Below are 15520 nucleotides of genomic sequence, written 5' to 3' on the forward strand. Positions count from 1 at the left end.
GGCGGGCTTGGCCGCGATGAGTGATGGATTCCTGTTGTCGCCCGTTTTCGCATTCTTAACGAACCCATGGTTAGATCGAAGCATGGGAAGTGGCGCTTGCTTGAGGCATGGGGCTCTTTCCATGCGCGGACCGGGTCCGGGCCTTGGCACATGAACGCGTTTGGGCGTGCCACCTCTTTCCAGATTTATCACCGGACGAGCCGGACCGGATGCCGAAATTGTTTCGGCGCGGGGTACGGTCAAATTGAAGCGAGGACACGATGAGCGACACGCAGACCGGCAATAAGACCTCAGGTCTTGAAATCATTTCGTTTTTCCTCGGCGAACAGGTGTTCAGCGTGAACATCATGGCGGTCCGTGAAATTCGCGGCTGGGCGCCGGCCACGCCGCTCGCCCACGCACCGCGCCACGTGCTCGGCGTCATCAACCTGCGCGGCACCGTCATCCCGGTGATCGACATGGCGCTACGGCTCGGCCTCGAAGCCATCAGCCCGACGGAACGGTCCGCCATCATCGTCGCCAGCATCCGCGGACAGCTTGTCGGCCTCCTGGTCGACAATGTCTCCGACATGGTCACCGTGACTGAAGACGAGATCCAGAACGTGCCGGAAGTCGGCGCCACCGAAGTTCAGAGACTGACCACGGCGATCATCGCCAAGGACAAGTCGATGATCTCCCACCTCGACCTGGAATCCCTGCTCGACGAGGAAGGCGAACTCGCCGCCTGATCGTCTCTCCGCAGGCCGTCCTGAGGGAAGGGGCGGGCGCGCCGGGTCATCCGGCTGCGCCCGCCCTTTCCGCATTCAGGGCCATGGCCCAGCCGGCCGCTCATCATCGCGCGGGGCAAACGCAAGCGCGCCGCTGCCGGGACGATTGCCTGCGCGGCGCACCAACGGCTGTGGACATGTCCGGGCGGGCAATGCATGGTGTGCGCTGCCGCAAGGCAGCCCGATCAACGGATGCACCTCATGTCGATTCTGGCAAACATTCACCACCTGACCCATTACAAGTATGATCGCCCGGTCACGCTCGGCCCGCAGATCATACGTCTCCGGCCGGCGCCGCACAGCCGGACACGGGTGGTGTCGCACTCGCTCAAGATCTCTCCCAAGCAGCATTTCGTCAATTACCAGCAGGATCCCTACGGGAACTGGATGGCGCGTTATGTCTTCCCCGATCCGGTGATGGAGCTGAAGATCGAGGTCGATCTGGTCGCCGACATGACGGTCTACAATCCGTTCGACTTCTTCGTCGAGGAATCGGCGGAGAAATGGCCGTTCACCTATCCCGAGGACATCGAGCCGGACCTGGTGATCTACCGCACGCCCGAGCCCGCCGGGCCGCGGCTGGCGGCGTTTCTCGACAGCGTGCCGCGGGAGACGACCGGAACGGTGGATTTCGTCGTCGGGCTCAATGCCCGGCTCGCCAACGAGATCGGTTACGTCATCCGCATGGAGCCGGGCGTGCAGACGCCGGAAGAAACGTTTCATACCGGCAAGGGCTCGTGCCGCGATACAAGCTGGCTGCTGGTCCAGGCGCTCAGGCACCTGGGTTTTGCCGCGCGCTTCGTCTCGGGCTACCTGATCCAGCTCAAGCCGGATCTGGTCGCCCTCGACGGGCCGGCCGGCACCGATCATGATTTCACCGACCTGCATGCCTGGGCCGAGGTCTATCTGCCGGGCGCCGGATGGATCGGGCTCGACCCGACCTCGGGGCTTCTCACAGGTGAGAGCCACATCCCGCTGGCCGCCACGCCGCATTATCGCAACGCCGCGCCGATCTCGGGCCTGGCGAGCTATGCCGAAGTCGATTTCGCCTTCGACATGCGCGTCGATCGCATGGCCGAGCACCCGCGCATCACCAAGCCGTTCAACGAGGAGTCCTGGGCGGCGCTCGATGCGCTGGGCCGGGATATCGACGCCAAGCTTAAGGCCGGCGATGTCCGCCTGACCATGGGCGGCGAACCCACCTTCGTGTCGATCGACGATTTCGAAAGCCCGCAATGGAACACCGAGGCCGTCGGCCCGCAGAAGCGCGAGGCCGCCGACAGGCTGATCCGCCGCCTGCGCACCCGCTTCGCGCCCGGAGGCTTCCTGCATTACGGCCAGGGCAAGTGGTATCCCGGCGAGACCCTGCCGCGCTGGACCTTTTCGCTCTACTGGCGGCGCGACGGCAAGCCGATCTGGCACGATCCCGAGCTCATCGCCGACGAGGGCAGGGACACCGGCCAGGCCACCGCCGAGACCGCCAGGCAACTGCTCGCCACCATCGCCGACAATCTCGGCATCAGCGACGATCATGTCGCCGCGGCCTATGAGGATCCGGCCGAATGGATCATCAAGGAAGGCAACCTGCCCGACAATGTGACGCCGGAAAACTCCAAGCTCGAGGATCCCGAGGAACGCCACCGCATCGCCACCGTGTTCTCGCGCGGACTGGCCAAGCCCTCGGGCTTCGTGCTGCCGGTGCAGCGCTGGCAGTCGAAGGCCGCCGACCATGGCTGGCGCTCGGAAAAATGGAAGACCCGGCGCGGCCATATCTTCCTGGTGCCCGGCGACAGCCCGGTCGGCTACCGTCTGCCGCTGGGATCACTGCCGCATGTGCCGGCCGCGGCCTATCCCTATGTCAATCCGGCTGACCCCACCCATATTTCCGGCGACCTGCCGGATGTCGCGCGGCGTGCCTTTGACGAGGCCTTGGCCGATTCGCGCGCCGCAGAAGCCGCGTCCCAGCCCGTGGCGCAGTTCACCGCCGCCGAGCCGACCCAGAACCGCGTCGAACAGACGGTCGGAGATCTCGACGGCGCCGTGCGCACCGCGATCTCGGTCGAGCCGCGCGACGGCAGGCTCTGCGTGTTCATGCCGCCGGTCGAGAAGGTCGAGGATTACCTCGAACTCGTCTCCGCCGCCGAAACCGCGGCGGGCAGGCTCGGCCTGAAAGTGCATATCGAGGGCTACGGCCCGCCGCATGACCCGCGCCTCAATGTCATCCGCGTGGCGCCCGATCCGGGCGTGATCGAGGTCAACGTCCATCCGGCGACCGATTGGGAAGACTGCAAGGCGATCACCGAAGGCGTCTACGAGGAGGCCCGCCAGACACGGCTCGGCGCCGACAAGTTCATGATCGACGGCCGCCACACCGGCACCGGCGGCGGCAACCATGTGGTGGTCGGCGGCGCCACGCCGCTCGACAGCCCGTTCCTCAGGCGCCCGGACCTGCTGGCGAGCCTGATCCTGCACTGGCAGCGGCACCCGAGCCTCTCCTACCTGTTCTCGGGCCTGTTCATCGGCCCGACCAGCCAGGCGCCGCGCATCGACGAGGCCCGCCACGACAGCCTCTATGAGCTCGAGATGGCGCTCGAACAGATCCCGCATCCCAATGCGGGCACGCCGCCCCTGCCGTGGCTGGTCGACCGGCTGCTGCGCAACCTCTTGACCGACGTGACCGGCAACACCCACCGCGCCGAAATCTGCATCGACAAGCTCTATTCGCCCGACGGCCCGACCGGCCGCCTCGGCCTGGTCGAGTTCCGCGGCTTCGAGATGCCGCCCGAGCCGCGCATGAGCCTCGCCCAGCAGGTGCTGATCCGCGCGCTCATCGCCCGCTTCTGGCAAAGCCCCGCCACCGGGCGCTTCACCCGCTGGGGAACGACGCTCAACGACCGCTTCATGCTGCCGCATTTCATCTGGCAGGACTTTCTCGACGTGCTGCGCGACCTGCGCGACCACGGCTTCGACCTGCGCTCGGAATGGTACGAGGCCCAGGCCGAGTTCCGCTTTCCGTTCTGCGGCGAGGTCACCTATGAGGGCGTCCGGCTCGAACTCAGGCAGGCGCTCGAGCCCTGGCATGTGCTGGGCGAGACCGGCGCCATCGGCGGCACCGTCCGCTACACCGACAGTTCCGTCGAGCGCCTGCAGGTCAAGCTCGAGAGCGCAGACCCGACGCGCTACATGGTGGCCTGCAACGGCCGCCCGGTACCGATGGCGGCCGCGGGACAGGCCGGCGCGTCCGTGGGTGCCGTGCGTTACAAGGCCTGGCAGCCCGCCTTGGCCCTGCATCCGGTGCTGCCGGTCAATGCGCCGCTGACCTTCGACATCTTCGACACCTGGTCTGGCAAGCCGCTGGGCGGCTGCGTCTACCATGTCGCCCATCCCGGCGGCCGCAGCTACGACACCTTCCCGGTCAACGGCAACGAGGCCGAGGCGCGCAGGCTTGCCCGCTTCGAGCATCGGGGCCACACACCCGGCGCCTCGATGCCGGTGCCGGAGACGCCGCATCCGGAGTTTCCGTTCACGCTCGATCTGCGCCGCAAACCGGGGATCTGAACCGTGTCGGGCTCCGCCAAGGCTCCCAAGGCAGACCGGCCGTCGATCCTGGCGGATTATGCGACCTTGCCCGGCGTTCCCGATGAACTGCTCACCGGCGCGGGCGAGATCCGGCCGGTCTGGGCCAGGCTGATCGACCATCTGGACGGTTTGAGCGTCGAGGAGCGCGAGCGCAGCTTCGCCCGCGGCGCGCAATATCTGCGCGACGCCGGCGTCTTCGTGCGCCAGTACGGCGAAGGCAAGAGCCCGCGCGACTGGCCGCTGAGCCCGGTGCCGGTGCTCCAGCCGGCGGCGGAATGGCAGGCCCTGGCCGAAGGCCTGGCCGAACGGGCGGATCTGCTCGAGGCCGTGGTCGCAGACCTTTATGGCGAGAACCGGCTGGTCGCCGACGGACACCTGCCGGCGAGCCTCATTGCCTCCAATCCGGAATGGCTGCGGCCGCTGGTGGGCGTGAAGCCGGCATCAGGGCACTTCCTGCATTTCCTTGCCTTCGAGATCGGTCGCGGCCCCGATGGCGGCTGGTGGGTGCTGGGCGACCGGACCCAGGCGCCGTCCGGCGCCGGCTACGCGCTCGAGAACCGCGTGGCCTCGGTGCGGTCGTTTCCGGCCTTTCACACGGCCTCGCATGTCGAGCGTCTGGCGGGCTTCTTCCGGGCCTTCCGCGATGGGCTCAATGCGCTCCGCCAGGAGGAGGGCAGCCGCGTCGGCATCCTGACGCCGGGGCCGATGAACGAGACCTATTTCGAACATGCCTACATCGCCCGCTATCTCGGCATGATGCTGCTCGAGGGCGACGATCTGGTGGTCGACAATGGCAGGCTCATGGTGCGCACCGTCTCCGGGCCCAAGCCCATCAGCGTGCTGTGGCGCCGGCTCGACGCCGCCTGGGCCGACCCGCTGGAACTCAACGCCAGTTCGCATCTGGGAACCCCCGGTCTGCTGGGCGCCGTCCGCGCGCAGGGCGTCACCATGATCAATGCCCTGGGCGCCGGCGTGCTGGAAAGTCGCGCCTTTCTTGCCTTCCTGCCGCGGCTGTCGCGGGTGCTGCACGGCAAGCCGCTCGCCATCCCCAACATCGCCACCTGGTGGTGCGGCGGCGAGGCCGAGCGCGCCCATGTGCGTGCGCACGCCCACGCCATGCTGATCGGCTTGGCGCATTCCACCCGGCTGCCGCTCGAGCCCGACGAGGGCGCGGTGCTCAAGGGCGACATGTCGCGGAGCGGGCGCGATCTCGACGCCTGGCTCGACGCCGAGGGGCGCGATCTGGTCGGCCAGGAACTCGTGTCGCTGTCGACCACGCCGACCTGGGACAAGGGCCGGCTCACGCCCAGGCCGATGCGCATCCGCGTCTTCATGGCCCGCACCCGCGACGGCTGGCAGTTGATGCCCGGCGGCTTCGCCCGGCTGGCCGCCAGCGGGCAGGACCCCTCGGCGGTGTCGATCAGCAGCGGCGGCTCGGTCGCCGATGTCTGGGTCGTCTCCGACACGCCGGTGCCCGAGGATTCCATGCTGATGCAGAAGGGCGAAGTGTTCGTCCGCGCCTCGCCGGGACTGCTGCCGAGCCGCGCCGCCGACAATCTCTTCTGGCTCGGCCGCTATGTCGAGCGGGCGGAAGGCCAGATGCGCCTGACCCGCGCCTATATGAGCAGGCTTCCGGAAACGCCGGCGGGCGGCACGCCGCTGATGACCGCGCTCGCGGCCTATCTCGATGACCGCGGCCTCGACATGTCCGAGGGGGTCTCCGCCGCGGTCGCCCGCACCATCGCCCATGCCGTCAATGCGGCGAGCCAGATTCGCGACCGGTTTTCCGTCGATGCCTGGGCGTCGCTGGCCGACCTCGAGCGCACGGTCGCCAAACTGCGCGCCACCGTCGTTCCCGGTGAGGACGCGGCCTCCGCGATGGGCGTGCTCCTGCGCAAGATCACGGGCTTCTCCGGCCTGGTGCACGAGAACATGTACCGCTTCAGCGGCTGGCGGTTCCTGACCATCGGTCGCTCGCTCGAACGCGCCCTCGCCATGGCCGATCTGCTGGCGACCTTCGGCGAATGGACCGGACCCCATGGCGGTTTCGAACTCTGCGTCGAGGTGGGCGACAGCGTCATGACCCACCGCCGGCGCTACTCGGTCACCGCCAGCCGCGACACGGTGGTCGACCTGCTGGCTCTGGATCCGCTCAACCCGCGGTCGATCGCCTTCCAGATCGCCGAGATCCGCGATCAGGTGAGCCTGCTGCCGGGCGCCAATGTCAACGGGCAATTGTCGGACCTGTCCCGCGCGGTGCTGCGGATCCACGCCGACCTGGCCGTCCACACGCCGCAAAGTCTCGACCATGCGAGCCTGATCGAGCTGGAACAGGCGATCGGGCGCCTGACCCACGATATCCACGCGCAATATCTCGAATGATGGCGATGCGGTACGACATCAGGCTCACCATTGACTATATCTACGAGAGCCCGGCTGCCGGCGCGCGCCAGATCCTGCATGTTATGCCGCTTGCCATCGAAGGCCGGCAGCGGCTGATTGCCGGCAGCCTGCAGATCGAGCCGAAGCCCGCCATGCGACAGGATCGCCTGGATTTCTTCGGCAACGCCCTGACCGAACTCGCCTTCACCGAGCCGCACAGCGACATTACGATCGTGCTCAAGGCGAGGGTCGAGGTCTCCGGCAGCGCGGCGCCTCGCGCGCCTTCGCCGGATCTGCCGGGGCTCGCGAGGGCGCTCGACGCCCACACCGACCTCGGCCCGCGCTCGCCCTTGCACTTTCTCGCGCCCTCTCCCTATGCCGAACCCGTCAGGGACATTGCCCATTGGGCGCGGACGCATCTGCAGCCGGGTGCGCAAGTGGCCGACATCGTCGAGCGGCTCGGGCTGGCGCTCCACCGGGAGATGCGGTTCGACGCCGAGGCCACGACCGTGAGCACGCCGCCGGCGGAAGCTTTCGCTTCGCGGCACGGGGTCTGCCAGGATTTCACCCACATCATGATCATCGCGCTCAGGAGCCTGGGCATCCCCGCGGGCTATGTCAGCGGTTATCTGCGCACCCTGCCGCCGCCGGGCAGGGAGCGGCTTGAGGGCGCGGATGCGATGCATGCCTGGGTCTCGGCCTGGTGCGGCCCGGAAACCGGATGGGTCGAGTACGATCCGACCAATGCGCTCTTCCCCCGCGACGGCCATATCGTGGCGGCCTATGGCCGAGATTACGCCGACCTCGCGCCGGTGCGCGGCGCCATGCGGATAGCGGGCGGCCAGACCACCGATCAGTTCGTGGACGTAATCCCGGTCGAAGAACCGGTCGCCTGATTTCAGCGGCCGCGGATGCGCGGGTCGAGCGCGTCGCGCAGGCCGTCGCCGATGTAGTTGACGCTCAGCACCGTGAGCGAGATCGCCAGGCCCGGCCAGAACACCCGCTCCGGATATTGCTGCAGATAGTCGATCGCATCGAACAGCAGCCGGCCCCAGGTGGGGAAGTCCGGCGGAAAGCCGAGGCCCAGGAACGACAGCGCGGATTCGGTGATGATCGCCGTGGCGATCCCCAGCGTCGCCGACACCATGATCGGCGAGAGCACGTTGGGCAGGATGTGGCGCAGGATCATGCGCCGCGAGGGCGTGCCGATCGAGCGCGCCGCCAGCACGAATTCCCGTTCCTTCAGCGCCAGCACCTCGCCGCGCACGATGCGCGCCGTCTGCATCCAACTGGTGATGCCGATCGCCGACACGATCAGGATGAAGGTGCCCATCTCGGGCCCGAAGCTGCGCGCCAGCGTCTCGCGGAACAGCATCACCATGACGAGGAGCAGCGGCAGCAGCGGCAGCGCGAGAAACAGGTTGGTGAGCCCCATCAGGAACGTGTCGAGCCGCCGGAAGAAGCCCGCGACCACGCCGATGAAGGCGCCCAGCACGACGCTGATCAGCATCGCCGTCAATCCCACCGCGATCGACACCTGGCCGCCCGCCATCATCCGGGCGAGGATGTCGCGGCCGAGCTGGTCGGTTCCGAACGGATGGGCCATCGATGCGCCGGCATTGCGGGCGCGGATGTCGATGAAGGTCGGCTCAAGCGTCCAGATCAGCGGTCCGAGGGTCACCGACAGCACGATGAACCCGAACACCGCCGCGCCGAACAGCGCGCCCTTGTGCGACTTGAACTGGTCCCAGACGTCCCACCACTGCGAACGGCCGGACGTATCGGGCTTTGCCGGGACTGCGGCGATGGGGGCATCAGTCATAGCGGATCCTCGGATCAAGCAGGCCGTAGAGCATGTCGGCGATCAGGTTGCACGCCACGATCAGCACGGCGAAGATGAAGGCGAGCGTCTGCACCATCGGCAGGTCGTTGGCGTAGATCGCCGTGATCAGCAATTGCCCGAGCCCGTTCACCTTGAAGATCTGTTCGGTGATGATGGCGCCGCCGAAGATCGAGGGAATGCCGAGCGCGATCACGGTGACGACGGGAATGAGCGAGTTGCGCAGCACATGCACCAGCACGACCACTTTCTCGGTCATGCCCTTGGCGCGGGCGGTGCGGACATAGTCATGGTTGAGGTTGTCGAGCATCGAGGCGCGCATGAAGCGCGACAGTTGCGCCGTCGTCTGCAGCGCCAGCACCATCACCGGCAGCGTCATCTGGCGGATCTGCTGGCCGAGGCTCTGGAAGTCGTCGACCACCAGCGTGGTGTCGTAGATCGACGGGAACCACGGAAGCATGATGGCGAAGAACACGATCATCAGCACGCCCGAGAAGAACGGCGGAACCGAAAATCCGATCATCGAGACGAAGGTGCCGACCTGGTCGAACCAGGAATATTGCTTGTAGGCGGAAATGATGCCGATCGGCAGCGCGATGATCACGCCGACCAGATAGGCAAGCCCCACCACCCAGAGCGTCTGCGGGATCCGCTGGACGATGATGTCGAACACGGGCGCGCGGAACTGCCAGGAGACGATGCGCTGCATGCCGTCGGAAAAATTGGTCCCCGCGACCCAGTCCAGGAAATACAAGGGCTCGACCCAGAAGAACTGCTTGGCCCACAGCAGGTAGCGCACATAGGCGGGCGAATCGAGCCCGAGCGCGTCGCGCATCCTCTGGCGCACTTCCGGCGGGATGCTGAGCGGCTGGTCGGCGAGCGGGTCGCCGGGCGCCAGATCAAGCAGCAGGAAAATGATCAGACTGATGAGTACAAGCGTCGGGATCGCCGTCAGTAGCCGTCGGATGAAAAAGGTCAGCATGGGCGACGCCTCGGTTCAGCAGGTGGGCGCGGATAAAAACGCGGCAAGCGGGAAGGGGCCCCGCCGAGCGGGGCCCCTCGCTTGGCTGCGTTACTTGACGCGGTACCAGTCAGCGGCATTCCAGAGTTCGGAATCCCACGTGTTGAGCACAACGCCGCCGAGGCTGTTGGAGTGTGCCGACACACGGCCACGATCGACCAGCGGAACGATGGTCATCGATTCCTTGGTGATCATGTCGTTGAGCTTCTTGGCGATCTCGGCGCGCTTGGAGATTTCGCCGGTCTTGCCGAGTTCCGCCACCAGTTCGTCATAGGCGGGATCGCAATAGCGGTTGATGTTCTCGCCCTGCCACTGCGTCTCGGGCCGCGGGGCCTTCTCGCAGGTGTACTGGCCCAGATACTGCTCCGGATCGGTTCCGTCGAAGTTGTTGGCGTACATTTCCACGTCCGCGTAGAACTTCTGGAACGTGTCCGGGGATGCCGGGTCGCCGCCGAAGAACACGGAAGAATCGATGTTCTTGAGTTCGGTTTCGACGCCGATGTCGGTCCACCACTGCTTGACGAGCGCCTGGAAGTCCTGGCGCACGGCATTGGTCGAGCTCTGGTAGAGAAGCTTGAGCTTCTTGCCGTCCTTTTCGCGCACGCCGTCGGCGCCCACGGTCCAGCCGGCTTCTTCGAGCAGCGCCTTGGCGCCTTCGACATCCTGCTTCAGGCAGTCGGTGTTGTCGGACGCAAACTGCTCCGGTGCGGGCACCAGGTTGCAGGTCGGACGACCGGCCTGACCGTAGCCGATCTCGACCAGCAGGTCGCGGTCGATCGCCATGGACAGAGCCCGGCGGACCTTCTCGTCGGAGAGGATCGGATGCGGATGCTTGGCGGTCGAGCGCTCGCCTTCCGGCAGGTCCGGCGAGGGATCGGTCATGTTCATCTCGATGCGCTCGACGAGCGTGCCGAAGCCGGAGACCGGCTTGCCCTTGCCGCCTTCGGCCATCTTGGCGATGACATCCGGAGCAAGCTGCAGGTTCCAGGCATAGTCGAACTCGCCGGTTTCCATCACTGCGCGGCCGGCAGCCGCTGCGTCGCCGCCGCCCTTGAAGGTCAGCGTCGCAAAGGCGGGCTTGGCCGCATCGCGATAGTTCTCGTTGGCCTTCATGGTGATCACGTCATTCGGCTTGAAATCGGTGACGACGAAGGGACCGGTGCCGATCGGGCCGAAATTGGCCGAGGTGCATTCCTGCGCCTTGGCGCCCAGGCAGTTTTCGAACTGCGCCTTCTGGATGATCGGCGACTGCGCGCCGACAAAGGCTGCGTAGGGAACCGGCTTCGGACCGGTGAACTTGACGATCACGGTGCGCTCGTCGGGCGTCTCGATGCTCGCCACGCCGTCGAACTTCGCGCTCTGGGCGCAACCGCCGTCAGGCGCCATGCAATAGTCGGCGGTGAACTTGACGTCGGCCGAGGTGAACGGAGTGCCGTCGGACCAGAGCAGGCCTTCCTTGATCTTCCAGGTGATCGACGTCAGGTCGGCGGCGACGCCGCCGTTCTCGACCGTCGGCACTTCGTCGACGAGCCACGGCACCAGGCCGCCCGTTTCGTCAAACCGGGCCAGCGGCTCGACGATCAGCGAGGACGATTCGATGTCCTTGGTGCCGCCCGACAGATACGGGTTGAGGATCGAGGGCGCCTGCCAGTAAATGATCTTGACTTCGCCGTCCGAGCCGCGCTCGGCGTGTGCGACGGGTGCGATCGCCATCGCGGCGACGGCGCCCATCAGGATAGTTTTCAGTCTCATGGCTGTCTCCTTGTTGATTTATCAGTTTGTTCTTTCGCCGGCGGTTGGTTCCGCGGTCGTTGTCATGCTTTCCGAATACAGGTGGCAGGCCACCTGTCTTCCTTCTCCGAATTCAAAGACGCCAGGCTCTTGCAGCTTGCAGATGTCCATGACCTTGGGGCATCGGGTGGAAAAGTTGCAGCCCTTGGGAGGATTGGCGGGCGAGGGCACGTCGCCTTGCAGGACGATCGGCTTGCGGTTGCGCTCGGACTCGGGGTCCGGCTCCGGCACCGCCGACAGCAACGCCTGGGTGTAGGGATGCAGCGGCTCGGCGAAGAGTTTTTCGCGCGAGGCGATTTCGACGATCCGCCCGAGATACATCACCGCCACCCGGTCGGCGATGTGGCGCACCATCGACAAATCGTGGCTGATGAACAGGTAGGTCAGGTTGAGCCGGCCCTGCAGCTCCTCCAGCAGATTGACCACCTGCGCCTGGATCGACACGTCGAGTGCGGCGATCGGCTCGTCGCAGACGATGAACTTGGGATTGAGCGCAAGCGCCCGGGCGATGCCTATGCGCTGGCGCTGGCCGCCGGAAAACTCGTGCGGATAGCGCTTGGCGAATTCCCGGTTGAGCCCGACCCAGTCCATCAGTTCGTAGATCCGCGCCAGGCGTTCGTCGGCCGAGAGCTTCATGTGCTCGTCGAGCGGCTCGCCGATGATGCTCGCCACCGTCATGCGCGGATTGAGGCTCGCCTGCGGGTCCTGGAAGATCATCTGCATCATCGGCCGCTTCGAGCGCAGGCTGTCGCGGTCGACATGGGCGATTTCGAAGCCGTTGATTTCCACCGTGCCGCCGGTCACGTCATAAAGCCGCAGGATGGAGCGGCCGACGGTGGACTTGCCGCAGCCGGATTCGCCCACCAGCCCCAGCGTTTCGCCGGGCATGATGTCGAAGCTGATGCCGTCCACGGCCTTGATGTCGCCGACATGCGTTCTGAACAGGCCGGCATGGATCGGGAAATACATCTTCAGGTCCCGCACCTTGACCAGCGGAGCCTGGGCTTCGGTTCCGTTGCGAACGTCAGCCATGGACAGTCTCCGGCTCTTTGGTCGAGGCAGTGTCGAGGAGGAAGCAGGCGGCGCGGTGGCCCGGCACATGCACGGGTTCGAGAGCGGGGTTTTCCCGTGCGCAGCGGTCGAAGGCATATTGGCAGCGGTTGCGGAACGAGCAGGCGTCCGGCGTCTCGTGCATGATCGGCGGCTGCCCCTCGATCACCTGCAGCCGTTCGGCCCGCGGACCGCGCACGGCCGGCACGGTTTTCAGAAGCGCCTGGGTGTAGGGATGCTGCGGATCGCGGAAGATCTCGTTGACGGGACCTTCCTCCACCACCTGTCCGGCATACATCACCATCACCCGGTCGGCGATTCCGGCGATCACGCCGAGGTCGTGGGTGATCCAGATGATCGCCATGCCGAGCTTCCGGCGCAGGTCCTTCACCAGTTCGATGATCTGCGCCTGGATGGTCACGTCCAGCGCCGTCGTCGGCTCGTCGGCGATCAGCACCTGCGGATCGCAGGCAAGCGCGATGGCGATCATCACGCGCTGGCGCATGCCGCCGGAGAACTGGTGCGGAAAGTCCTTCAGCCGCCGTTCGGGATCGGGGATGCCCACCAGCTTGAGAAGCTCGACCGATCGGTCCCGGGCCTGGGCCTTGGACATGCCGAGATGGGCGCGCAGCGGTTCGGCCAGTTGGAAGCCCACCGTGTAGACCGGATTGAGCGATGTCATCGGGTCCTGGAAGATGAATCCGATCTTGGAACCGCGCACCTTGCGCAACTCCTCCGGACTGATCTTGAGCAGGTCTTGACCGTCGAACATCACTGTCCCGTTGCGCATCTCCGCGGGCGGAGACGGCAGCAGCCGCAACAGTGACATCATGGTCACGGATTTCCCGGAACCGCTTTCGCCCACCACGCCCAGCAATTCGCCGGGGCGCAGATGAAAGTCTACGGAGTTGACCGCGTGCACTTCGCCGCCGCGGGTGCGGAAAACCGTTTTTAACCCATTAACATCCAGAATTGGCATGGCCGTGTCTGGCATACTGTACCCCTCGGGAGATGTTTTCCCGTTATATTTTTTGCCGGTCCGTTCTTACGTTCAGCCGGTGGCCCATACTATTGACCAATTTTCTCACGCTTGACCAGTGGGGTTTTTTAAATTGCATGATAAGTGTTCGAACGGGCGGCAGCGAGACAGGAAATTTCCCGGCGAAGCGGCCCCGGACGTGAACGGCATCATCGAACAAAACTGTGGAAATCGGCGGAACCTCGCCTGTTCAAACCTTTCCGGGATGAATTGATGGAAAATTATTCTACTTCTCGTGAGATTCTGACAAAACTGATTTCGTTTCCTTCCGTCAGCAGCGACAGCAATTTGCCGCTGGTGGAGTGGGTCGAGTCCTATCTGGCGGGCCACGGCATCGCCTCCGAGCGGGTCATGAGCCCCTGCGGGACGAAGGCCCATCTCTATGCCCAGACCGGCCCGGAGATCGACGGCGGGGTCATCCTGTCGGGCCACACCGACGTGGTGCCGGTCGCCGGCCAGGCCTGGACCACCGACCCTTGGACGCTGACCGAGCGCGACGGAAAACTCTATGGCCGCGGCGCCTGCGACATGAAGGGCTTCGATGCTTTGGCACTGCTCGCCATGGCGCGCGCATCGACGCGTCCGCTCAAGCGGCCGCTGCAACTGGCGCTGTCCTTCGACGAGGAAGTCGGCTGCGCCGCCGTCGTCGATCTGGTCGAGACCATGATGGGCGCGCTGCCGCGGGCGCGCGAGGTCATCGTCGGCGAACCGACGATGATGCGGGTGGTGACCGGCCACAAGGGCGGCCTGGCCTACAATGTCCACGTGCGCGGCTTCGAGGTGCATTCCTCGCTGCTGCCCTACGGCGTCAGCGCCATCATGCAGGCGGCGAAGCTGATCGACTGGGCCAACCAGCGCAATGCCGAAAACGCCGCGCGGACGCCGTCCGAACTGGCGAGCCCCTTCGACCCCGCCTATACCACGCTGCATGTCGGCAGGATCGAGGGTGGCACCGCCCACAACATCACCGCCAAGGATTGCCGGTTCCTGATGGAGTTCCGCTTCGTTCCCGGAGAAAGCCCTCAGGATTGGGCCCGGGCGATCGAGGCGAAGGCCGCGGAACTCACCGCCGAGATGCAGAAGATCCACCCCGACACCGGCATAGATCTCAATCCCGGCTTCGCGCTGCCGGCGCTGGCGCCGGAAAAAGACGGTGCGGCGGAAACCCTGGCGCGCCGCCTCACAGGCGACAATGGCCGGCATGTGGTGAGCTACGGCACCGAGGGCAGCCAGTTCCAGACCCGCGGCTACTCCACCGTGGTCTGCGGCCCCGGCGACATCGCCCAAGCGCACCAACCCGACGAGTTCCTGTCGCTCGACCAGCTCGCCACGGGCGAGGCCTTCATGGACCGGCTGATCGACACGCTCTGCGCCTAAGGCCCTAGCGCGGGGCGAGATACTCGATCAGGCACGGGCGCTGCAGGTCCCGAAGCGCCGCGCTCAGCTCGTCGCGGCTCTGCACCTTGCGCGCCGGCAGGCCGTAGGCTGCGGCAATCGCCGCGAAATCCGGCGCCGACGGGGTCACGCCGATCGGCGTGATGCCGGCCGAGGTCATCGAGGTCTCGATCTCCATGTAGCCGGAATTGTTCCACACCACGAAGGCCACATCGGCATTGAGGTCGCGCGCGCTGCCGAGTTCTGCGAGCGTGAACTGGAAGCCGCCATCGCCCAGAAGCGCCACCACCGGCCGACCGGGCCGGCCGATCGCCGCGCCGATCGCGGCCGGCGCGGCGTAGCCGAGCGTGCCGAAACCGGTGGCGGAATTGAACCAGGCGGCCTGCCGCGGCGCATCCGCATACATGTTGCCGGCATAGACGAGCTGGGTTGAATCGCCCACCAGCGTGGCCTCGGGCAACACCCGCCAGATGTCTTCGATCACTCCAACATGGGAGCGGTAGGTGTCGCCCAGGCTCGCCTTGGCGAGATCGCGCGCGGCCCGGGCGCGTTGCGCGCCGCCGCCGGCGTTGCCGGGCAAGGTCCCGGCGCCGCCGAGCAGGTCCTCGATGAAGGCGCCGAGATCCGCCTCGATCGCCAGCGCCGCCGTGGCGCCG

11 protein-coding genes are annotated in these 15520 nt (G+C 66.1%); 5 read left to right on the plus strand and 6 right to left on the minus strand.

Annotated elements, in window-relative coordinates; all coding sequences use genetic code 11:
• The first annotated feature begins 260 nt into the window (after nt 1-260).
• The 4 genes from LL06_RS17330 (at nt 261) to LL06_RS17345 (ending at nt 7624) form a co-directional block, all read left to right on the plus strand.
• Nucleotides 261-728 (plus strand): chemotaxis protein CheW, encoded by a 468-nt coding sequence (locus LL06_RS17330; protein WP_035529681.1) that lies wholly within the window; start codon nt 261-263, stop codon nt 726-728.
• A gap of 240 nt (nt 729-968) precedes the next feature.
• On the plus strand, nt 969-4325 hold the full coding sequence (locus tag LL06_RS17335) for a transglutaminase family protein (RefSeq protein ID WP_035529683.1): 3357 nt from the start codon (nt 969-971) through the stop codon (nt 4323-4325).
• Between the two features lie 3 nt (nt 4326-4328).
• The gene (locus LL06_RS17340; RefSeq protein WP_035529685.1) at nt 4329-6728 is read left to right on the plus strand and encodes a circularly permuted type 2 ATP-grasp protein; all 2400 of its coding nucleotides are present in this window, start codon (nt 4329-4331) and stop codon (nt 6726-6728) included.
• Nucleotides 6729-6733: 5 nt separating this feature from the next.
• Nucleotides 6734-7624, plus strand: coding sequence for a transglutaminase family protein (locus LL06_RS17345; RefSeq protein ID WP_035529713.1), 891 nt, complete (start codon nt 6734-6736; stop codon nt 7622-7624).
• Between the two features lie 2 nt (nt 7625-7626).
• Here LL06_RS17345 and LL06_RS17350 read toward each other — a convergent pair whose 3' ends face one another.
• From LL06_RS17350 to LL06_RS17370, 5 genes are all read right to left on the minus strand, one after another.
• Complete coding sequence (locus tag LL06_RS17350) at nt 7627-8550, minus strand: ABC transporter permease (protein WP_035529687.1); 924 nt, start codon at nt 8548-8550, stop codon at nt 7627-7629.
• Nucleotides 8543-9550 carry an ABC transporter permease gene (locus tag LL06_RS17355; RefSeq protein ID WP_035529689.1) on the minus strand — a complete coding sequence of 336 codons (1008 nt, stop codon included), beginning with the start codon at nt 9548-9550 and terminating at the stop codon, nt 8543-8545. Before LL06_RS17355 ends, LL06_RS17350 begins: the two co-directional genes overlap by 8 nt.
• Nucleotides 9551-9640: 90 nt before the next feature.
• Nucleotides 9641-11341 carry a peptide ABC transporter substrate-binding protein gene (locus LL06_RS17360; protein WP_035529691.1) on the minus strand — a complete coding sequence of 567 codons (1701 nt, stop codon included), beginning with the start codon at nt 11339-11341 and terminating at the stop codon, nt 9641-9643.
• 21 nt (nt 11342-11362) lie between these two features.
• On the minus strand, nt 11363-12412 hold the full coding sequence (locus LL06_RS17365) for a dipeptide ABC transporter ATP-binding protein (protein WP_035529693.1): 1050 nt from the start codon (nt 12410-12412) through the stop codon (nt 11363-11365).
• On the minus strand, nt 12405-13424 hold the full coding sequence (locus LL06_RS17370) for an ABC transporter ATP-binding protein (protein WP_035529695.1): 1020 nt from the start codon (nt 13422-13424) through the stop codon (nt 12405-12407). The genes LL06_RS17365 and LL06_RS17370 overlap by 8 nt, the downstream gene beginning before the upstream one ends.
• A gap of 258 nt (nt 13425-13682) precedes the next feature.
• Between LL06_RS17370 and argE the strand changes: the two genes are divergently transcribed.
• Nucleotides 13683-14846, plus strand: a complete 1164-nt coding sequence (argE, locus tag LL06_RS17375; RefSeq protein WP_035529697.1) for an acetylornithine deacetylase — start codon at nt 13683-13685, stop codon at nt 14844-14846.
• A 4-nt stretch (nt 14847-14850) separates the two neighbouring features.
• On the opposite strand, the gene LL06_RS17380 is transcribed toward argE, so the two are convergent.
• A partial coding sequence (locus LL06_RS17380) for a thiamine pyrophosphate-dependent enzyme (RefSeq protein WP_035529698.1) occupies nt 14851-15520 on the minus strand: 670 nt, incomplete at its 5' end.

The organism is Hoeflea sp. BAL378 (assembly GCF_000759435.1).
Classification (GTDB): domain Bacteria; phylum Pseudomonadota; class Alphaproteobacteria; order Rhizobiales; family Rhizobiaceae; genus Hoeflea.

Bases quoted from the DNA above. Each gene is read 5' to 3' on its own strand.
- LL06_RS17330 (WP_035529681.1), top strand. From the start codon at position 261: ATGAGCGACACGCAGACCGGCAATAAGACCTCAGGTCTTGAAATCATT.
- LL06_RS17335 (WP_035529683.1), top strand. From the start codon at position 969: ATGTCGATTCTGGCAAACATTCACCACCTGACCCATTACAAGTATGAT.
- LL06_RS17345 (WP_035529713.1), top strand. From the start codon at position 6,734: ATGCGGTACGACATCAGGCTCACCATTGACTATATCTACGAGAGCCCG.
- LL06_RS17350 (WP_035529687.1), bottom strand. From the start codon at position 8,550: ATGACTGATGCCCCCATCGCCGCAGTCCCGGCAAAGCCCGATACGTCC.
- LL06_RS17355 (WP_035529689.1), bottom strand. From the start codon at position 9,550: ATGCTGACCTTTTTCATCCGACGGCTACTGACGGCGATCCCGACGCTT.
- LL06_RS17360 (WP_035529691.1), bottom strand. From the start codon at position 11,341: ATGAGACTGAAAACTATCCTGATGGGCGCCGTCGCCGCGATGGCGATC.
- LL06_RS17365 (WP_035529693.1), bottom strand. From the start codon at position 12,412: ATGGCTGACGTTCGCAACGGAACCGAAGCCCAGGCTCCGCTGGTCAAG.
- LL06_RS17370 (WP_035529695.1), bottom strand. From the start codon at position 13,424: ATGCCAGACACGGCCATGCCAATTCTGGATGTTAATGGGTTAAAAACG.
- argE (WP_035529697.1), top strand. From the start codon at position 13,683: ATGGAAAATTATTCTACTTCTCGTGAGATTCTGACAAAACTGATTTCG.